Source organism: Nitrosomonas ureae (assembly GCF_001455205.1).
In the GTDB taxonomy this organism is placed as follows: domain Bacteria; phylum Pseudomonadota; class Gammaproteobacteria; order Burkholderiales; family Nitrosomonadaceae; genus Nitrosomonas; species Nitrosomonas ureae.
On sequence record NZ_CP013341.1, the window covers coordinates 2,673,491 to 2,694,372 of the forward strand.

General features: G+C 43.8%; 20 protein-coding genes and 1 pseudogene. 8 read left to right on the forward strand and 13 right to left on the reverse strand.

Annotated features, from left to right (window positions below; all coding sequences use genetic code 11):
• The 4 genes from egtB to ATY38_RS12465 all read right to left on the reverse strand — a co-directional run bounded on the left by egtB (position 1) and on the right by ATY38_RS12465 (position 5,389).
• On the reverse strand, positions 1-1,293 hold the full coding sequence (gene egtB / locus ATY38_RS12450; protein WP_062559584.1) for an ergothioneine biosynthesis protein EgtB: 1,293 nt from the start codon (positions 1,291-1,293) through the stop codon (positions 1-3).
• A gap of 103 nt (positions 1,294-1,396) precedes the next feature.
• The gene (locus ATY38_RS12455; RefSeq protein WP_062559585.1) at positions 1,397-1,762 is read right to left on the reverse strand and encodes a BON domain-containing protein; all 366 of its coding nucleotides are present in this window, start codon (positions 1,760-1,762) and stop codon (positions 1,397-1,399) included.
• Positions 1,737-3,698, reverse strand: a complete 1,962-nt coding sequence (locus ATY38_RS12460) for an AsmA family protein (protein ID WP_062559586.1) — start codon at positions 3,696-3,698, stop codon at positions 1,737-1,739. Before ATY38_RS12460 ends, ATY38_RS12455 begins: the two co-directional genes overlap by 26 nt.
• A gap of 164 nt (positions 3,699-3,862) precedes the next feature.
• Positions 3,863-5,389: a hypothetical protein gene (locus tag ATY38_RS12465; protein WP_062559587.1), complete on the reverse strand. Its 1,527-nt coding sequence runs from the start codon at positions 5,387-5,389 to the stop codon at positions 3,863-3,865.
• 223 nt (positions 5,390-5,612) lie between these two features.
• On the opposite strand from ATY38_RS12465, the gene ATY38_RS16850 reads away from it, so the two are divergent.
• A complete protein-coding gene (locus tag ATY38_RS16850) occupies positions 5,613-5,744 on the forward strand; it encodes a hypothetical protein (protein WP_256325595.1) in 132 nt (43 codons plus the stop codon).
• 398 nt (positions 5,745-6,142) lie between these two features.
• On the opposite strand, the gene ATY38_RS12470 is transcribed toward ATY38_RS16850, so the two are convergent.
• The 4 genes from ATY38_RS12470 to ATY38_RS12485 all read right to left on the reverse strand — a co-directional run bounded on the left by ATY38_RS12470 (position 6,143) and on the right by ATY38_RS12485 (position 10,632).
• Positions 6,143-6,643 (reverse strand): TPM domain-containing protein, encoded by a 501-nt coding sequence (locus ATY38_RS12470; protein WP_062559588.1) that lies wholly within the window; start codon positions 6,641-6,643, stop codon positions 6,143-6,145.
• The gene (locus ATY38_RS12475) at positions 6,644-7,441 is read right to left on the reverse strand and encodes a TPM domain-containing protein (RefSeq protein ID WP_235590297.1); all 798 of its coding nucleotides are present in this window, start codon (positions 7,439-7,441) and stop codon (positions 6,644-6,646) included. It lies immediately after the preceding gene.
• Between the two features lie 131 nt (positions 7,442-7,572).
• Entirely contained in the window at positions 7,573-8,181 is a 609-nt protein-coding gene (locus ATY38_RS12480) for a LemA family protein (protein ID WP_062559590.1), read from the reverse strand.
• A 312-nt stretch (positions 8,182-8,493) separates the two neighbouring features.
• On the reverse strand, positions 8,494-10,632 hold the full coding sequence (locus ATY38_RS12485; RefSeq protein WP_074702174.1) for a DUF6242 domain-containing protein: 2,139 nt from the start codon (positions 10,630-10,632) through the stop codon (positions 8,494-8,496).
• A 554-nt stretch (positions 10,633-11,186) separates the two neighbouring features.
• On the opposite strand from ATY38_RS12485, the gene ATY38_RS12490 reads away from it, so the two are divergent.
• Positions 11,187-11,768, forward strand: a complete 582-nt coding sequence (locus ATY38_RS12490) for a class I SAM-dependent methyltransferase (RefSeq protein ID WP_062559592.1) — start codon at positions 11,187-11,189, stop codon at positions 11,766-11,768.
• A 37-nt stretch (positions 11,769-11,805) separates the two neighbouring features.
• Here ATY38_RS12490 and ATY38_RS12495 read toward each other — a convergent pair whose 3' ends face one another.
• Positions 11,806-12,975 (reverse strand): BaiN/RdsA family NAD(P)/FAD-dependent oxidoreductase, encoded by a 1,170-nt coding sequence (locus tag ATY38_RS12495; RefSeq protein ID WP_062560204.1) that lies wholly within the window; start codon positions 12,973-12,975, stop codon positions 11,806-11,808.
• Between the two features lie 90 nt (positions 12,976-13,065).
• Positions 13,066-13,254, reverse strand: a complete 189-nt coding sequence (locus ATY38_RS12500) for a twin transmembrane helix small protein (protein WP_062560205.1) — start codon at positions 13,252-13,254, stop codon at positions 13,066-13,068.
• Between the two features lie 165 nt (positions 13,255-13,419).
• On the opposite strand from ATY38_RS12500, the gene miaA reads away from it, so the two are divergent.
• Both miaA and ATY38_RS12510 read left to right on the forward strand, forming a co-directional pair.
• A complete protein-coding gene (gene miaA, locus ATY38_RS12505) occupies positions 13,420-14,385 on the forward strand; it encodes a tRNA (adenosine(37)-N6)-dimethylallyltransferase MiaA (RefSeq protein WP_062559593.1) in 966 nt (321 codons plus the stop codon).
• 166 nt (positions 14,386-14,551) lie between these two features.
• Complete coding sequence (locus ATY38_RS12510; protein ID WP_062559594.1) at positions 14,552-14,887, forward strand: BON domain-containing protein; 336 nt, start codon at positions 14,552-14,554, stop codon at positions 14,885-14,887.
• 54 nt (positions 14,888-14,941) lie between these two features.
• On the opposite strand, the gene dapD is transcribed toward ATY38_RS12510, so the two are convergent.
• Positions 14,942-15,763: a 2,3,4,5-tetrahydropyridine-2,6-dicarboxylate N-succinyltransferase gene (gene dapD / locus ATY38_RS12515; protein ID WP_062559595.1), complete on the reverse strand. Its 822-nt coding sequence runs from the start codon at positions 15,761-15,763 to the stop codon at positions 14,942-14,944.
• 31 nt (positions 15,764-15,794) lie between these two features.
• Complete coding sequence (gene dapC, locus ATY38_RS12520) at positions 15,795-16,991, reverse strand: succinyldiaminopimelate transaminase (protein WP_062559596.1); 1,197 nt, start codon at positions 16,989-16,991, stop codon at positions 15,795-15,797.
• A gap of 454 nt (positions 16,992-17,445) precedes the next feature.
• On the opposite strand from dapC, the gene ATY38_RS12525 reads away from it, so the two are divergent.
• From ATY38_RS12525 to ATY38_RS12540, 4 genes and pseudogenes are all read left to right on the forward strand, one after another.
• Entirely contained in the window at positions 17,446-17,766 is a 321-nt protein-coding gene (locus tag ATY38_RS12525) for a transposase (protein ID WP_062559597.1), read from the forward strand.
• Positions 17,766-18,380, forward strand: coding sequence for an IS3 family transposase (locus ATY38_RS12530; protein WP_062559598.1), 615 nt, complete (start codon positions 17,766-17,768; stop codon positions 18,378-18,380). The genes ATY38_RS12525 and ATY38_RS12530 overlap by 1 nt, the downstream gene beginning before the upstream one ends.
• Before the next feature lie 268 nt (positions 18,381-18,648).
• Complete coding sequence (locus tag ATY38_RS12535; protein ID WP_062559443.1) at positions 18,649-19,722, forward strand: IS110 family RNA-guided transposase; 1,074 nt, start codon at positions 18,649-18,651, stop codon at positions 19,720-19,722.
• A gap of 16 nt (positions 19,723-19,738) precedes the next feature.
• Positions 19,739-20,080 (forward strand): annotated as a pseudogene (locus ATY38_RS12540) (transposase); the annotation flags it as partial.
• Positions 20,081-20,496: 416 nt separating this feature from the next.
• Here the strand turns inward: ATY38_RS12540 and ATY38_RS12545 are convergent.
• On the reverse strand, positions 20,497-20,880 hold the full coding sequence (locus ATY38_RS12545; RefSeq protein ID WP_062559599.1) for a hypothetical protein: 384 nt from the start codon (positions 20,878-20,880) through the stop codon (positions 20,497-20,499).
• Between the last annotated feature and the right edge of the window lie 2 nt (positions 20,881-20,882).

Sequence of the window (20,882 nt, forward strand, 5' to 3'; positions counted from 1 at the left end):
TCATGTTTCATTACGCGCTAAACGGATGCCGGAAAATTGCCAACGTGTTTCTGCAGGAAAGAAATTCCGCATACTGGGGCGAATGCGTTTTCTTGGCGTGATACAGGAACCACCTCGCAAGACGTATTGGTTTACCATAGACTCGCTATTATATTCGCCTACAGCCACATCCCAAATGTCGGATTTAGGCTTGTTACTGTTGGATTTTTTTGGATTGTAGCCGGGGTAGGGCGAGTAGCTTGATTGTGTCCATTCCCATGCGGAACCGTAAAGCGCATTAATTTTGACGCTTTCGCCGATAGCCGTATGGCGGGGATGGAAATAATTGTTATCCGCAAAATCTCCTGCAATTTTTTGCAGGGATGCAGTATTTTCCCATTCCGCTTCGGTAGGCAGGCGTGCACCACGCCATTGCGCAAAAGCACTGGCCTCATAATACGATATATGAATGACTGGAAGATTCAAGTTAAGTGGAACAAGCCCATGAAGTGTAAATTCTTTCCATGCTCCAGCTTCATGGCGCCAATAAAGAGGATGGTGGCAATGGGTTGATTTGATCCAATTCCAACCTTCGGAAAACCAAAAGCACGGATTATCATAACCATTATCTTCAATAAATTGCAGGTATTCTCCATTAGTGACCAAACGTGATGCCAGTTGATAGGGGTAAAGATACTGCTTGTGGCGTGGCGATTCATTGTCATAACTAAAACCTTCTCCTTCATAGCCGATCTCTATTATGCCGGCGTCAAAACTATGCCACTTCAGTGGAGCGGATATGCTTGAATCTGTTGCTCGCAGGTCGATTTTCGGCTGGTAAATTGGATTCAATGGGTTTTGCGATAGCAGGTGCTTGAGGTCTGTCAGCATGAGTTCTTGATGTTGAAGTTCATGATGAATCCCCAGCGTAATTATCATTTGCAGCATTTCATCTGCGGTGACTTGGTGCGATAGATTGGTCATGCGTTCATCAATGTTGTGACAATATTCGCGCGTTGCTTTTAAAGATGGCCTAGTGAAGAGACCACGCTTAGGATCCGGATGCGGCACATTGGATGAATTGTAGGAACTGAACATGGTGAGAAATTCTTGCTGGAAGGGTTGAAACGCTGTCTCATAATGCTGGAGAACAAAAGCTTCAAAGAACCATGCGGCATGACCCAAGTGCCATTTGACCGGACTCGCTTCCGGTAGGGATTGGACGCAGCAATCTTCTTCAAGTAGGGGCTCAATCAGTTCCATAGTACGACTTCGTGTCGCATTGTATTCATCGAGTAAGATTTTGATATCCATCTTTTAATTCCAGGAAAACGGGGACTTGCTATTCACCCATTAAGTTAAAAATAGTAATTCTACAAATCAAATGAGCTTTTAGATTCTCATATATTAATTGTTTTTACTTGACTTTGAGCTGGTTGTTAACCTGCTTCACATCGGGAAATTGCTGAATAATCGAGCTGGCCAATTGTCGTTGAGATTCTGTTTCAACAAACCCGCTTATTTTCACTGATCCATTAGTTGCCTCGACATGTATTGCAGCGGCCTTCAATTCTTCCGCTTCAATCAGCTTTGCCTTTATTTTCATGGCTAAAATGATATCTTCACGGGATTTTTCTTCTATCGTACCAGGATTGAAGCCAGCGCAACTGGTCATGCTCAATATCATCAATAGATATCCCATAGTCCCTACGTGACGCATGATGTAAATCATGCGCTTTTCATCGTTTCGTAAAAAATCAAAGAGCCTTTTTGCGAGCTTCATTTATTGCGCCTACCAGACCGCCACAACGTATATTTTTTTCTCCATCCGCTTTCTTATCTTCTTGTTCCTCCTGGATAAATGAATACAAACTCACAATCGGTGCAGAAGGCAATAATGCGAGTGAAGCTGCACCCCTGAGTATCGCGGAAGCGCCAGGGGTGAAGGTGGGCTTCTTGAAAGTGCCTGCTATATGGAGCGGTGCGCGCGCTGAGAAAATGCTCAAGTCCTTAGGTTTGGGATCAATAATCAGATCCAATTCCTCATTATTTAAGTCGATCATTCCTTGACTTAAGAATAGGGTGTCCTGAGTATCCACAATAAAATTATCCATATTCATAACACCGCCATGAATTGGAAGATCCACATAAGCACAATTGATTTTGCCATCATCGTCTTTATCGAATAACGCCACTAAGGCTTCGCCCATATCAAGTCCGGCCAGTTCAACCAGCAAATTATCCAATTGCCCCCCTGTCATTATCATCAATAAACCTCCATCAGCCGATGCCGACATTTCCGCAATGGAATTCCCTTTGAGCCAGAATATGCCTTGACCGCCTATTAATCCGGCGCTGTCGTCAGCGATTTCAAAGCGACGTAAAATCTCACCCAGCTGAACATGGCGTATTTCGGTTTCAATCTTGCTTTTGGCGGGTTGTGTTGTGGTGTCTAATTCAACACGTGTGCGGATATTCCCGGTGGCCACACCAAAATCGAGGGGAGTAAGCGTTAAATGGCCATTATCTATGATTATCCGCATGGAAAGATCATCTACAGGTAGTTTTGATTTAACACGACGGCTATGTAAAGTAATGTCGGCATTTATAGCCTGCAATTCCTTAAAATCGATCGGGTCATCAGGCAAAACAAAAGGGCTTATAGTTTCTTCTTTTGCTTTTTTCTTCTGAGCTGAGGATGCAGTTTCACCGGCACCCGTATCGGGAGCAAGACCGATCAATGGTCCAAAATCATCCAAATCTATTTCTGTTGATTTCAGATCAGCCTTTATAAAAGGTACTGTCTCGCTTAACTTCACACTGATCATTCCGGCAAGATCACTATCTCCTACTTGTCCATTCAGATTGCTGATTTGCCACGTATGTCCATGATGAGACAAATCACCTTCTAACCGATACGGAGGTAAGCTGGGCATAGGCAATCCGAGGATGGGTGCTAATAGTTCGGGGTTAGGGCCTTGCATTGCAAATTGCAAATCCAGACCTTTGAGCTGCAAAGGCTGTATTACAGTACCTTTAACTTTGACACGGGTTTTTCCGGTTTGTAAACTTAAGGTTAGTGGATAAGGTTTATCAGCTTCCCGCAACGCAACCAAAGGGCCCGCCTTTAAATTTATTTGCAGCGGATGCCCTTTCAGATTTCCCTCGGCGTATAACTCGGTAAATTCTTCTTCGTAAGCCGCCTCCTTAATGGTTGCCAAGGTTGCGGTAATTGCTGTGCCAACTGAAAAATCCTGATAAACAAGGCGACCTTCCGTGATGCGCAAACGCTCAATAAGCGGAATATTTGTTTTGCTTTCCGGGTCATGTGCATCCGCTGTAAATTCCCAATTAGGCTCTCCTTGCGGAGATTTCTGTAAAATTATATGAGGCTGAGTAAGGATAATTTCAGGAAATAACATACGGCCCTTGATCAATTCAATCAGGTCGACACGCATATCCAATGCCGCCAGTTCGAGCATGTTAGGTTGTTTGCTCCAAGCTGCATTCCCAAACTGTATGTGCTCAATTCTGATATGTGGTGTTAAAGACCAATCGACTGTCAAATTGCCGTTAATCGTAAAATCGCGGCCGGTCAAACCACTAATTTGCTGTGCAACGATTTCTCGCGCCCAATTCCAGTTTTGCACTGAGATTAACAATGCGAATAAAAAAAATATTGCGAAAAAAGAAATTCCAATCCATCTGACGGCATTCATTTTTATCACCTATTTTATGGCACGAATGGTGAGTTTATTTACCAGAATATTCATGACGTAATCTACAAAATGGGCTGTTCTGGATAAGAGCTCTGAATGCATCATTATTAGAGATGAATAAAAATCTTTTGCGATCATTCGGAATGACAATTATCCGGACACTCCTAAAGTTGCTTCATATAGGCCACAAGATCGGATTTTTCCTCATCCGTCAGCTTAAGCTGCAATACCAGGTTAAAAAATTCAACCGTGTCTTCAAGGGTAAGCAGACGACCATCATGCAAATAGGGTGGACTGTCTTTAATGCCACGAAGCGTAAAAGTTTTCATTGGTCCATCGCCGGGTTCATTCAGAAAACGCTCAAGTTTTAAATCATGCATTTGATTATCAAGGAATGCAGGGGGCTGATGGCAATTGGCGCATTGTCCCTTACCAAAGAAAATGTTTTCGCCTCTGATTTCTTTTTCAGTCGCTTTTGAGTGATTCAGCCGGCCATTGTTATCCAATTTTTGAGTGGGCGGAAAATCCAGCATGTTTTGAAACTGCGCCATGTGACTCACATGAATTCGATCAATCATGGGGAACCCTTTTTTCATTGCGTGTATGGGATCGCCATTGAAATAGGCGGTACGAAATTCAAACTCTGTAAAGTCTTCAATGGAACGCAAGCTGCGTTTTGAACCATGAATTTGTTGACTATAGACGCCGCGCAAACTCGTGGTATCCAGTCGAACGCGCCGTTCCTGCGGACGCATATCGGGGCTTAAGTGAAATTGCCCCGTGGTATGGCCATTGACATGGCAATCAAAACAGGTCACACCAAGGCTGGGCTGGGCACTTTTACGGTCATCTGTAGGATTGAATTCTTCCTGCGGCAGAGGAGTAAGCAGCATTTGCAACCCGGTCAATTGAACCGGGGTCAGTATATCTTTGAACAAACGATAGAAATTGTTGATGGAAACAACTTCACCGCGCGAAACATCCCCTAATTCAGGCCTGTTCTGAAGAAAAATGGCAGGAGGAAATTCTGGCAAAAAAGCTTCCGGCAAATCAAATTCAACGTCGAACCGCTCTAATCTTGGAAACATTGAAATTTGCATGGGAGGAAAAACCTGTCCGCCAGTTACCTGCTTAGGGTGCGGTAATGCGGGATAAGGAAAAAGATTATTGTTGCGGATTTCTTCGGGAGACATGTCGGCTAGTTTTTGCCAGCTCATTTTGTTTTTCAGGATGGCAGTGGGACCAACTGCAAGCGGTTTGCCACGAGTCATGGTTACCTCTGGATCGAAACGTGGTGTGAGATCGTAACGGCTCAGCAATAATTTGTGCTGAGTTTTACTGATTTCCGGCCGTTGCGCCATATCGGATTTCATTGTTTCCTCAAAGGTTTGCATAGGCTTCTTAGCATTGAGGGCATCCCGATAAAAATCAAACCCGAGAATTTTTCCATTATCCGGTTGTTGCTGAAAGGTACTTGATGAAGGTAAAGCGCTCGAAGCATCGAAATTATAAGAGCGATCATGTTCACTTTTTTTCTGCTCTGTGCTGGGGTGAATAGTCTGTGCATTCATAATCGCGTCATTCTTCTGTTCTGGTAACACGTTATCACTTTTGCTTATGGCATTATTGATCCCCAAGCCAAGACCGCTCATTCCCAGCACGGTTAAAAATAAAATATTTACTTTTTTCATATGAATCGCTCCGCTATCAAGACTTCAACTGAGCATGAAGCAATCTTCATGCAAGATAAAATAACAACAATTAATTCTGATTTTTATTCTTTCATTGCGCAGGAAATCTATCTGTACGTAACCGCACACTGATTTGATCTTTCAAGAAAAAATTACGGGCAGATTGGATTGTTGAGGGAGAACTGGATTAAGTTCTATTCGTGTTTCGGGAAGCTGGATCTCAATGATTATTCATCAACCAAATGGAATAATTATAAAAATATTGGGAACTGAAGGGAAACGCCCCGATGCGCAGATAGAAGGGCTAGGGGAGATGCGCACCGGGGGTTCGAATCCAGTCATCCGGCTAGGCTAATGAGACATGCCCTGACTGGTGCGGTTGACTCATTAAAAAGAAGTATGAGTGCTGTTGGTCATTCTAGACTATTCGGATTATCTTTCTGTGCGTTTTCTAACATACGAAGCGATTTAACCGCATCAGTGAAATTTATTGTGTTTTACACGATGTGGGGTATAGCGGATTGGATTATCAGAATCATCGACGAAGGAACAAACAGCGCATATGCTTTTATGGTGTTACTACATTAGTACCAGCCTTTCTCTTGAATTGAAGAGTCATTAATGGGAGGACTACACCGTGTGGTAAACAGGTGAACATCTGATGTCACGATTTAAGATTTCCGTTATTTCTCAGCCATTATTGATCGATTCGTTCGATCAATAAAAGACCATCCTGACCTAAATAACAAACCATCACAGTACCGTAGGTTTATTGGTAAGTTCATTTTTATCTTTTTTGGGATCATAAGGAAAATGTGTTTCTAAAAGCTGACTAATGGCATGGATGCCCTGAATGAAGCCAGCCTCGAATTGTCGTTGACTAAATGCGGATTCCATACTATGACAAATATTTTTCCATTCTGCGTTGGAAATTCTCGCGTGGATGCCACGATCCACAATGATTTCTACATCACGATCCGCCAGTAGTAAATAAATGAGCACGCCATTATTCTGCTCGGTATCCCATACTCGCAATTGTGAAAAAACTTCGATAGCACGCTCCCGCGCTGTTTGATTTTTAATCAGAGCCAGGGTATTGAGCGTACCTTCCACAGCAATGCAAATTTCACCGCTATGATTCATTTCCGATTGCTGAATTGTTTGTTCAATAGCGGTTAGGGTAGCAGTGGGAAATACTCGTCGAAGCAACCATTGTCCAGAAGATAGATGGCGCATTATACGAACTAAATTCATTTACCATCTCCCCGAGGCACCGCCGCCGCCAAAGCTGCCGCCGCCTCCGCTGAATCCTCCTCCACCAGAACCGCCGCCTCTAAAACCAGAGTTTGACCAATTACCTCGCCCGGTACGGTAGATACCCGGATTGATATGAATGAATAAATTCAGAATGAATACAATAGCAGCGATGAGAATAGCGATTGCTACCGAAGAGAATAATGACCAACCGACAAATCCTAAACCAATGCCAGTTACACCAGCCCCGACAATACGTCCCAGGTGTACTTGCAATATTCTTCCTATAACCGTGGAAAAGATCAGGATGACAATCAAGTTTTCAATGTTTGGGTATGTACTTGGCGAAATATTGTTGTGCGTGTTGCTTGGGAGGGGTAGTGTCTCGCCATTGATCAAGCCTATGATTGCTTCAATACCTGCTTGAATACCTTCGGCAAACCGTCCCTGTTTAAATCGAGGTGTAATGATTTCCGAGATAATTCGTTTCGCTGTAGCATCCGGTAGCGTTCCCTCCAAACCATAGCCGACTTCAATACGAAGCATTCTGTCGTTTTTAGCAATCAGTAGCAAGACACCGTCGTTGATATCCTTGCGTCCTATTTTCCTTGTTTCCACAACCTGCATTGAATACTGTTCAATTGCATACGGTTGAGTGGTAGGGACAATCAATATGGCAATTTGACTACCTTTCGCTTTCTCAAATGCCGCTAATTGATGTTCCAATTGCGCAGTTTCATGAGCAGAGAGTGTGCCGGTTAAATCAGTTACATGGGCTTTAAGAGATGGAATGGCCATTTCTGCCCTAACTGAAGCAATTGCCAATAGAATTGTGAGTAAAGTAATAATTCTGAAAAACATATTCTTGATTCTGAGGATTGATTCTTGGCTGATTAATCTAGCTTACATGAAATGGATGATAATCGGGCTTATTTATCCTCCGGTCTCGGTGTATCAAAATCGATCTTTGGCGCAACAGAAATCTCATTTTCATTTTCCACAGTGAAGCTGGACTTTGTCTGAAATCCAAATAGTATGGCTGTGAGGTTGCTAGGGAAAGACCGAACGATCGTATTGTAGTCCTGAACCGCTTTAATATACCGATTACGTGCTACAGTAATGCGGTTTTCGGTACCCTCCAGCTGTGCTTGTAAATCACGAAAGTTGGCATCCGATTTTAACTCGGGATAATTTTCGATTACGACCAGCAATCTTGAAAGAGAGCTGGATAACTCCTCTTGTGCATTTTGGAATTTAGTAAATGATTCGGGATCGTTGATGAGTTCCGGAGTTGCTTGAATACTACCCACTCTGGAACGAGCATTCGTAACACCAAGCAATACATCTTTTTCCTGGGCAGCGAATCCCTTAACGGTATTAACCAAATTTGGAATTAGATCCGCACGCCGTTTGTATTGATTCAGCACTTCCGCCCAACTGGCTTTAATCTGCTCATCGGTCGATTGAAGTGTATTGTAGCCGCAACTACTTAAAACAAGCACACAGAGAATTGCCGCCGCTAATTGCAAATTGCGCATAAATCTCTCCAAAAAATTTAATATCCATGGACTATGGTTTTGTCGGAATTTTCGTAATATTCCACGAAAATTTTTGTTCATTCCATAGAAGTTAGAAGTGAATGATAGACTGGAATTGAGTGATGAACAATGGCAGATTGCTCATCTGTTGCTGAGGTTTGGCTATTACAGTTCCATTGCTAAAGCGGTAAATGGAATCTATCGCTAAATGCTATATTGATTGCAGTTTACATCGGGACTAGCGCAGAATTCTGGATAAATAAAAACCGCTCGATTCTAATCGGGCGGTTTTTATTTGCAATCTTCGGTGTTCTAATTGTCAGGATATCCTGCTACTGCCCAGGTTAAACCGCCATCCATTGATTTATAGATATTTTTTCTTGCAGCACCTACAATCGCAGAATCCAATTCATAGGTAGGCGATATCTTGAATTCAATGAATTCAATATTTTCAGTCCCAATCAGTGAAGCAGTTGTATTGATCGAAGAGGTTACCGCGCCTGCTCCGTCCAGATTTGCGCTAAACAATCCTTTACCACGGACATTGACAAAGATCGTGCGATCGTTCCCGAAGTTTGGCGAAAATTCGATTTGTAAGATAACGGCATTTGACCCAACCGAAGTGTCGGTTTCTTTTATCCAGGTGGTGCCGCCATCGGTTGAGCGGTAAATGCCACTGGTGGTGCCAACGAGAACAAGATTATCGACGGCAAACTGCGGAGACACCGCAACCCACATATATCTTTGTCCAGCCCATCCGGTTTGGATGATCGAACTGGCGCCTACGCGTAAGAAAGTGTTTCCGCCATCCTGGGTGCGCCAGACTTCTCCCGCACGGTTAACGGCAAATGCAGTACGGTCGTTGGCATAATTGGGCGATATAGCCACGCTTGTAATCGGATGGTTTGTTGGCATTCCGCGTTGTAATATCCAAGTTTTTCCAGCATCTTTGGTTTGCAGCAATCCATGGAGTCTTGAACCGAGATATATCTCTTTATCGGTCGCAAAGTTTGGCGATGCTGCTAGAGCCGTGAGCGAAACGAGATCTTTTCTAATTTCAAGAAATCTAGGGATAAACTTAACGATCCAACTGGCACCGAAATCGTTCGAGCTTCCCACGTAGCCATTGGTCGCGGTAACGATTGTTTGATTGCCATTGGCATTTTTAATGATTTGTGAATCAAAAAAATTCATCTTCCGTCCCGTTGGATTGGGCCAACCACTCGTAGACCAGGTTGTACCGCCATCTGCAGAAATAGCGATACCTCTGCCGACATATGTTGTGGCGATCATCTTCTGATCGGTATTAAAATTCGAAGATAACGCAAGCCCTGTCAGTATGCCAATCCGTGTTTGACTTTGCTTCCATGTGCTGCCCCCGTTTTTCGAGATAAAGAGTCCATCAAATACCGGTAAAAACACAGTTTGATCTGTCGCATAGGTACGGGAGACCTGCAAGTCAGTCATTTCATTGAGTGATGTCGTTTGAACGGTGACTACAGCACCTGAATTAAACAGCTCCCAATTATCGCCGCCATCGGTGGATTTAAATACCGACTGAGTCAGACTGGTACAAAATACCGTACGATCAATCGCGTAATTTGGTGAAACGGCTATGTTATTGATCGGTTCGTTGGGTAAATTGGTTCCTTTGTTGATAAAGGTGCTTCCTCCATCGCCGCTATAAAAAATCCCAAAACTTGGGGTCGCGAGGAATATTTCCGCTGCGCCCGGTGCGATGGCCATATCGTAGATAATGGTTCCTGTTGGATTCCCCAATTCGATCCAGTCAACCCCTCCGTTGGTGGATTTTCGCAAGTATCCGGTATCGCTTGCTATAATTAAAGTGCTGTCGGTAGCAAAATCGGGGGAGATTGCAATAGCAGCTACTTTATGGGTTTTATCGAGTACTTGGGTCCACTGGGCGTCTGTATCGGAGCGGCGGAAAAGAGCTCCGTTGCCTTCGGTAAAGAAAACTACGTAACCATTGCCGGTTTCAGCAACTTCCATTTTTTTTATAATCTTGTTTGAAACGGCAAGACCTGTGTTATAAGGCTCCCATAAATCGCCGCGGTTGGTTGATCGATAAACACCGCCTTTACCTTTGAGGCCCGCAAATACCGTTTGATCCGTAGCAAATTTTGGAGAAACACGAAGAACGCTGTATTCAAGCGGGTGGTCCAATCCGTTTGCTATATTGATCCAGTTAACGCCACCGTCAGTGGATCGCATTACTTGATCATAGTACCAACCAGTAAATGCACCATCACTAATTAGAAACATCGTTTTATCATTGGCATAATTCGGTGATGCCGCAAATGCAATTACCATGTCGTGAGGTGTATGGGCGTGTACATTCATGCCAGCAATGCCAGTTGACAAGAAAAATGCAGTAATTACCGCTATTCGTCGTATGAGGCTGGTTCGAATTTTGTTTACATTGACTAACATGTTTAATCCCTCACGTTTTAGTTGTTTATCGATCATTAACTTTACTATTAAAGCTATTGCTGCATATTTATTGAAAAACTTTGAATTTCTGTGAAGTGATTGATTTCACAAAATGGGGACTCATATTAGTAGAAATACTTCTTGCGACCAATAGGTCATTATTACTTTTTTTGTAGTACATATCTCCTACGAAGTTATTGTAAGTTCAAGAAAATGTAGTTGATGGCTTTTTAAAATCAAACTTGCAATTTTCACGGTCTTGCCGCTGGAACAGGTGCAGGTGCGCAGAGCAATCTTATTTCGCAGAGCTTAAGCGTAACTTTTTCAATAGTGGGGCATTATCTGCATTAATTATCTTGCAGCAATAAATCTTTGATAAAGTTTTAATGGGCAAGATAATTAATCTGATAATATCGCTAGGAAAAAGCCAGGGGTGATCAATGATATTTCTCAAGCTTGTCGAAAGCTTCTTATTCACTAGATGCATTCAATTAATAGATAAAGGGGAGTACTGGATATCTGATACTTTGTTTATTATCAATATAGAGAATTAAATGAAAAATATACTGCGAAAAATTTATGCGTTATTAAAAAAACACTTATCATTTTTGTTTTATCTTGTCGAATACAAACGGGCTGCAAATGCGGTACGCCAAACGAGCACTAATCCTAACGCGGTCTATGCAAAGATATTTGAAGAATTCATGCAAGGCTGTGAAAATAAACCATGTCTCCAAATCGGGGTAAAGAATAGATTAGGGAAAAAATATGGGCCGAACTGGGTAAGTGTTGATAAATACGATATGCGTGAATTCATTGATTATCATTACGATATCCATGACTTACCCTTTGAAGATGATAGCTTTGATGCAGTGGTCTGTATATCGATACTGGAGCATGTTCCTTATCCATTGAAGGCAATTCAGGAACTCAAACGAGTCTTAAAGCCAGGCGGAAGAATATGGGTTCAATTGCCTTGGCTTTGTCCCTATCATGCGGTTCCAAAAGACTATTGGCGTGTTAGTCCGGATGGATTAAGAGTATGGATGGAAGATTTCAAAGAGGTTGCATGCGGAACTTATATGTGGCGCAGAACCTATTTCTCGATCGCATCCTATTTTTATGGAGAAAAATAAAAAATATTTTATTTTTCGATTGATATCGCATACAAATTCAGACAACTTGCCCTGCAGCATAACCCGATGACCAGGCCCATTGGAAGTTGAATCCTCCTAAATGGCCAGTAACATCTACCACCTCTCCAATAAAAAAAAGACCTGGTGTATGCTTGGATTCCATTGTTTTAGATGATAATTCGAGAGTATCGATACCGCCTATTGTTACCTCCGCTTTCTTATAACCGATCGTGCCACTCGGAATAATCTGCCAATTATGGAGGTTATCCGCTATTAGGAGTAATTCATTTTCCCGATAATCGCAGATAGGTTTTGCGGCGATAGCCAGACGGGCTAACATGGATGTGCACCAGGTCTGCACGAAACGTTTAGGCAGATAGCGGGCTAACAGATTCGGTAAAAGCACGGCGCTTCTACGATAAAGAAGAAAAATCTGTTGCGCATGCTGTTGTGGTAACAGATTGAGGTGTAGGGGTTTTCCGAGTTGCCAATACGATGATATTTGCAATATGGCGGGGCCGCTTAATCCGCGGTGGGTAAATAAGACATTCTCACGAAATGAAGCGCCGTTGTAACTCACTTCAGCATCTATCGCCACGCCTGAAATTTCCTTAAAGGCGGAAAATTCATCGGCGGAGAAAATTAAACCCACCAAACCAGGCCGCAAGGGCGTTACACGAACGCCAAATTGATTGGCAATTTGATAGCCCAATGCGCTTGCGCCAATTTGCGGGATCGATAACCCGCCTGTAGCAATCACCAGAGACTTGGTTTCAATGGTATTGCGCTCAGTTATCACACTAAAATTCGATTCAGTACCTGGTTTTTTTCTATCGCTGGATAAGTTCACTATTTCTTTGATTGTAGAAGGCATTTGCCACTCTATACCCACTGCGGTGCATTCGCCGTGAAGCATATCGATAATTTGTTGTGAGCTACCATCGCAGAACAATTGACCTAATTTCTTTTCATGATAGCGAATACCGTGCTTCTCAATCAGCGCAATAAAATCCTGCGGCGTGAATCGAGCCAATGCAGAGCGACAAAAATGCGGATTCCCGGAAATAAAATTTTCAGCTGTAGTATACCGATTGGTAAAGTTACAACGACCACCGCCGGAAATACGGATTTTTTCTGCTAACTTACTTGCATGATCAATGAGTATTACGCTGCGGCCTCGTTTACCCGCTTCGATCGCGCACATCATGCCTGCAGCGCCAGCTCCAACGATTACAACATCTTTATATAACTTCGGCAGGCTCACGGTTGCACAATAAAGTGATTCCGGGCAGAAAAATTATTCAGCCAGCATATCCAGGCGAGCTGCTATCATCATGACAATAAATAAGAAAAGAGATAAGCCGATACGTATGCTCAAAGATCTGACCATGCGCGTTGAATGCCCTTTATCCTTGTACATGTAATACAGTGCTGATCCCAGGCTATATAATATGAGGAGAAATAATACGGCAGCAAAAATTTTCAAAGCTTTAATCCTAACAAAAGTTAAATTTGCCAAAGTTTAGCCGAGTTTTTATGATTATCCAAGACTATTTAACGATAAGCATTTCAGACATTTATTATTTAAAATTAACCAATTGTTTCTATTTCACTTCATTCCCACTCTTTTTCACTCGGTCGATTCTGTGTAATGCAAAATCCGGTTTGCTTACCCACTGCCATTTTTTTAATGGGCCCCACAGCCAGTGGCAAAAGCCAAGTTGCTTTGGATATCGCAAAAAAGTTTTCGGCTGAAATCATCAGCGTGGACTCAGCTCAGGTATACCGCTACATGGATATCGGAACGGCCAAGCCCGGACAAGAGATTCTGGCTCATGTCCCACATCATCTGATTAATCTTATTAATCCCGATCAATCTTATTCAGCAGCGCAATTTCGCCAGGATGCTTTAAGCATCATGCAAGATATCTCTTCGCGTAACAAAATTCCGCTGCTGGTGGGAGGCACGATGCTTTACTTCCGAGCATTACAAGAAGGCTTGTCCATATTGCCTCCGGCTGATCAAGACCTGCGCTTGACATTGGAAAATATGGCGGAGAAACATGGCTGGCCTGCGATGCATCAAAAATTGTCAGAATTGGATCAAGTCATTGCTGCACGTATCATGCCTACCGATAGTCAGCGTATCCAACGTGCATTGGAGGTGTGCTATCTGACGCAACAACCGATGTCAGAGATTCTGAAAAAATTCCAACCCATTGATTTTCCTTATCGTAGAATCAGCATTGCATTGATACCCAGCGAACGCAGCCAATTGCATTTGCGTATTTCTGAGCGCTTTAGAAGCATGTTAAACGCCGGATTGATCGAAGAAGTTCAATCCATACGCCAAAAATTCTCATTGAGCGTGGAATCACCATCAATGCGATGTGTCGGCTATCGTCAGACCTGTCTTTACCTGGATAACAAAATCAACAGTGACGAATTGCATGACATGGGAATTGCCGCAACGCGCCAACTGGCCAAACGACAACTTACCTGGCTGCGCAGTATGCGCGTCACCGATAAAATCTATGAGCTTGACTGCTTGTCCAGTGATTTAAGCACTCAAGTAAATAATTTAATCCGGACTGCAATTGAGACCGGAGCAGACTGAATGCTGAATTATTATTATGAGTATGTTTTTGAGTTTACCGACTTGTTTATTTCCTATCGGTAGCGTTATGATTCCATTCATGCTGGATGAATGACATCAATTTTCATCAGCGTATAAGAAGAATTACAAAATACCTGTGGAACAAACATTGATAGGATAGACGACCATGAGGACTTTTTTTAAATTATTGACTTCAGCTTTGTTGCTGATAGGCATCTTTTTTCTGATAGGGTGTGAAAACTACGCGGAAAGAACCCATCCGTCCTGGGTTGCGCCCCCTCCCGGACTCGTTTACGATGATTCGACCATTTTTGCCCGCGTTACCCAGGCCATTCAATCGGATCCGGTTTTACAGGGCGCCAGCATTGAAATCAAAGTTAACGAAGGGCATGTAACACTCACGGGTGTCGCTCGTAATGAAGATCAGATTACCCGCACTAATATGCACACCTGGATCGTGGATGGGGTCAAGAATGTTGATAACCAGGTCACCATAAAATAATCAAGAACAAACCCCCGTAATAGGGGGTTATCCAGCTTATAAGGGATACTTCTTTTATATTCCGCGCAACAATTCATTAATTCCTGTCTTTGAACGGGTTTTTGCGTCTACTTGCTTCACGATTACGGCGCAGTACAAACTGTATTTCCCATTTTCTGCTGGCAAATTACCCGATACCACGACTGATCCCGGCGGAATGCGGCCATAACTTATTTCCCCGCTTTCACGGTTATAAATTTTCGTGCTTTGACCAATATACACCCCCATGGATATCACGGAATTCTCACCGACAATCACGCCTTCCACAATCTCAGAACGCGCACCAATAAAACAATTATCTTCGATGATGGTCGGATTGGCCTGCACCGGCTCCAGCACTCCGCCAATGCCAACGCCACCCGATAGATGCACATTCTTACCGATCTGCGCGCATGAGCCGACGGTGGCCCACGTATCGACCATCGTGCCCTCGTCTACATACGCGCCAATATTGACATAAGAGGGCATCAGCACGACATTGTTAGCGATAAACGAGCCTTTGCGCACGGCTGCAGGCGGTACGACACGAAAGCCGCCGTCACGAAAGTCTCTGGAACTGTAATCGGCGAACTTGGATGGCACTTTGTCAAAATAATTGGAAAAACCACCCTTGATAAAATTGTTATCTTCGATGCGAAATGACAGTAATACTGCTTTTTTGATCCATTGATGCGTAACCCAGTCACCATCGATTTTCTCAGCTACGCGCAATTTGCCGTTATCCAGCATCGTCAGCACTTGTGTAACGGCCTCCTTCAAACTGGCATCGACATTACGTGGTGTAATTTCAGCGCGGCGCTCAAAAGCTTCTTCAATGATGGTTTTTAATTCACTCATAATTTTCCTTAGTAATTTAAATTCAGTCGACTCAACTTAATTGAGTCACGAGGTTTTTAATTCTTTGCATCGCTTCGCTACATTCCTGCGCCGGAGCTACCAACGCAACGCGAATATAATTTTTCCCCGGATTGCTGCCGTGTGCGTCACGCGCCAGATAGCTACCTGGCAGCATCGTCACATTATAATCTTGATACAATCGTTTGGTGAATTCGGTATCGCCGATAGGTGTTTTTATCCACAAATAAAAACCTGCGTCCGGCATTTGCACGGTCATTACATCTTCCAGTAACGCCAGCGCGTCAGAGAATTTTTGCGCATACAACCGGCGATTTTCCACCACATGCTTTTCATCATTCCAGGCCGCTGCGCTGGCAGCCTGAGCTGCAGGATTCATGGCGCAGCCATGATAAGTCCGATACAGCAGAAATTGTTTCAATATTGCTGCGTCACCGGCTACAAAACCGGAGCGCATTCCCGGCACATTGGAACGTTTCGATAAGCTGTTGAATGCCACCAAGCGCGGAAAACCTGTGCGGCCCAGTTGATGTGCAGCATCCAGCGCGCCCAATGGCGGTTTCGTTTCATCACAATAGATTTCCGAATAACATTCATCCGCAGCGACTACAAAACCATAACGATCGGACAGTGCAAACAGTTCCTGCCATTCCTCCAGTGTCATGACTGCACCCGTCGGATTATTGGGCGAGCAAACATAAATCAATTGCGTGCGCGACCAGACATCATTACTCAATTGCGAGAAATCCAATCGAAAACGATTTTCGGGCAGCGTATTGATAAAATGCGGTGTCGCCCCTGCTAATAACGCGGCGCCTTCGTAAATTTGATAAAACGGATTGGGACATATGATTACCGGGGATCCAGCGCTGCGATCTATCGTTGCTTGCGCAAAAGAAAACAACGCTTCACGGCTGCCATTGACAGGAATAATTTCAGTATCCGGATTGATTTCCGGCAAATTAAAACGCTGTTTTATCCATGCCGCGATGTTATTCCGTAGCGCCGGTATTCCCAGCGTCGTCGGGTATGTCGATAGACCATCCAGATTATCAACTATGGCTTGACGGATAAAGTCAGGCGTTGCATGTTTGGGTTCGCCAATTTGCAGATCAATCGGACTCAATGCCTCATTGCGTACCACCCCATCGAGTAATGACCGCAGTTTTTGAAAGGGGTAGGGTTGCAGCTGATTCAGATTTGGGTTCATGTCATTTGGAAAGAATGCTCAGTCAATAATTTTATACTGATCATCCCGTTATTAGGTCGTTAATGCGTGCGGATTATAAAACGTGCGGGTGAGAATAACCAACTAAAATTAATTTGTCCTGCTGTGTTTCAGACTATTCAGAGGATACATGACCTTACCATTCAAGCGCAGCATGCTTGCAATTCCCGATTGTCTGCATACGAGGAATAGCGGTATTCATTCAATCGATCCAGAAAAATCAAAGGCGGATTCAAGTTTGAAGTACAATTTTGAATAACGCAGGTTAGGGGGGCTGGATGCGGTAGCATCTGAGCCTTTTTGACCAGCCAGTCGAAATTGCAAAGATGAACTACACACACCTAACCCGAGAAGAACGATACCAGATATATGGAGTTGGAGTTGGAGTTGCCCCCTTTGAACGGACACATTATGTTCTGTTTAAAGGAGAAGTAAGATGACACAAAACTACAAACCTGCTTACCCACCTGAGTTACGCCAACAGATGGTGGAATTGGTAGCATTAGGCAAATGCCCCAAGCAATTATCCAAGGAATTTGGATGCCACTACACTTCGATACAAACCTGGTGTCGAGCAGCAGGTGTACCAATTAGATCAAGCCAGGCAATTGCTTTCGCTGCGACATCGAGTGTTGCTTCCTTGAGTGCCAACGAACGGCAGGAACTGCTGGAATTGCGTAAGAAGCTCAAGCGTGTGGAGATGGAGCGTGACATATTGGCAAAGGCTACGGCCTGGTTTGCAAACAACAAGGATTGATGGGGAAAGTGTACCAATTAATCAAGGCAAACCGGGCCCAATTTCCGGCTCGTGTTCTATGCGAGACACTCGGTGTATCGCACAGCGGTTACTATGACTGGGCAAAACGCACACCCAGCCGACGGGCCATTACCAACTGTCGATTGATCGAGCAGATCATGGCCATATACCGTACCAGCGATTGTACGTATGGCCGCCCCCGCATTACCGTTGAGCTAGCCGATCGTGGAGTCAGGGTCAATCATAAGCGCGTAGGCAGATTGATGCGTGAAGCTGGAATTAAAGGGGTGAGTCGCAGGCGAGGCTTTGTGATCCCGACTCATCGGAATAAGCGTGACCGCCCTGCACCGGATTTAGTGCAACGCCATTTCAAGGCAACTAGCATCAATCAACTATGGGTTGCGGACATGACTTACATTCCTACCTGGGCAGGGTTCCTGTACCTGGCCGTGGTCATCGATGTATTCAGCCGTAAGGTAGTGGGCTGGTCTTTCGGTGAAACCATGACAGCAAGCCTGGTGATCAGTGCGTTGAACATGGCGTTAATCACTCGTAAACCGGGCAAAGTGATTCACCACAGCGATAGTAAGAATACTTGCACCAGATTTCAATAATGATTTGACTCAATCATTGAATGAGTAATTATTGGAATTCTGGTACCGTAAGAATTGCCAAGTTTCCTGACTCTCACAGCGATAGACCGTCAATAGTGTCATTCCCTGGATCTGTCGGTTATTTGGCAATATCTATCGGTGAGGTTTCACCTCGCCATTGTCTGTGACCCAAGAAGGGCCTGATCGCTTATCTCATTACTGTCTTGTCCCGGCAATCGGTTTCGGTGAATCCCTATCAATAACATCATTCAAAAATAGGGAGCTGAGAATGGATGACAATCATCATGGCATAGTTGGAGGAGTTGATACCCACAAAGACATACATTTCGCAGCCGTAGTCGATACTTACGATCGAGTGCTTGCCAGTAATTCTTTCTCCACAACACGGCAAGGATACAAATCAATGCTGATGAATTGGATGCAATCTTTTGGTGAGGTCAAGCGCATTGGAATAGAATGCACTGGGACTTATGGTGCGGGTTTGCTAAGGTATCTGCAGCAGTTTGACGTCGAAATTTTAGAAGTTACCTCACCTGATAAAATGGATCGACGCAGACGCGGCAAGAACGATACAATCGATGCGGAAAATGCGGCCCATGCTGCATTTGCTGGAATACGAACCGTCACACCTAAAACACGAGATGGCATGGTGGAGTCGTTACGAGTTCTAAAGGTATGTAGGAAGACTGCCATTGCAGCTAGACGTATCGCACTCCAAATGATCCAAATGAATATTATTTCCGCACCAGAGTCGATTCGGGAACCGCTCCGTGCACTGACTCGCATGCAATTAATCCGTACTCTTGTCACTTGGCGGCCAGATCTGGGCGGGTATCGTAATATATCAACTGCATACAAAATCGCATTGAAATCTCTTGCACGGCGATATCTGGAATTGCATGATGAGATTGCGGATCGGGATGTCATGATCTCAGCCATAGTTGATGAACTTGCTCCCGATCTGATTGCAGGTAAAGCCATTGGTTATGAGTCTGCTGCACAATTACTCATTACCGCGGGAGACAATCCGGATCGATTAAAATCCGAAGCTAGCTTTGCCGCATTATGCGGTGTAAATCCAATTCCTGCTTCCTCGGGCAAGGTCAATAGACACAGATTGAATCGCGGCGGTGACAGAGCCGCTAATAGTGCACTGCATATTATCGCTATTGGACGACTGAGGACGGACAATAAAACTAAAGAGTACGTTGATAAAAGTTTGACACAAGGGCATACGAAACTTGAGGCGCTGCGGTGCCTTAAACGCTATATTGCGCGAGAAGTTTATTACATTCTGAAAAAACGCAACAATCTTATCAATAGTATCCAAATTGCTGCTTGACATTTAGAAGGGCATCCAGGGCAGTCAATACACCAGTGTTGAATTCGGCAAGCGATGCAGGGAAATGGGTGTGCATCCCTCCATGGGAAGTGTGGGTGATGCTTATGACAATGCAATGGTTGAAAGCTTTTTTGCCAGCCTGGAATGTGAATTGATCGATAGGCGCTCCTGGAAAAATAAAACTGAAGCAAGGCTGGCCATATTCACCTGGATCGAGTCATGGTACAACCCAACTCGCAGGCATTCCGGGCTGGGATACTTATCACCCAACAATTTTGAGAGAAAACTGAATGAGAAAAATAAAATCGCGATAAACTGCAATCCGCTTTTACAGGTCGAGACTCTCTCGACTCCATGAAAAAAATGTCCGCCAAAAGGGGACAACTCCAACTCCAGATAGCCACGAGAATAGAATCTGGATTGATATGAGTAGAGTCAGTCATATTGATGTCCTCACAGTTTGTTGATAGGTATCAAATATTCTGAGGTATAGCGCTGACTCTTTCATTACTCCGAATGTACTACGGGCGGGAATTCGCCGGATTTGATGAGATCAGCAAACAACTGGATGCGGACTTCTATTTCGCCCACCCTTACGCTTCATGAGAACGAGGGACGAACGAGAATACCAATGGACTGATTCGGCAGTACTTCCCCAAAAACAGGGACTTCACCACTATTACACAACAGGAAATGGATACAGCAATGGAAAGATTGAACAATCGACCTAGAAAACGGCTTGGATACCAAACACCTAATCAGGTATTCTTCAAATCAGGCGTTGCACTTCATATTTGAATCGGCATAATTAAAATCATAAGTATCGCTATCATAAGTATTTAAATCGTCAAGTAACCACAACACTTTTTTATCTTTCAGTAGCTCCAATGCATTATTACTCGGTGATCTATCTAAACGTAAGCAAATAACAACGAAACTTTTTAGGTCTCGAATAACTTCAAGCAAGGTGCGTGTTTTACCCTCGGTAGGGTTGCCAATCAATAGGATACTGTTACCTTGTTCGACTAATGTGGTCAAATCTTGTTCAGTATAGGGTGTTATATTTGCTGAACTTAATTCAGATGGAATTGCATGGCGATTAATATATGTATTGAAATATGGGCGCTCTGAGTTTCTAAGTATTTCATCAGGACGCATTA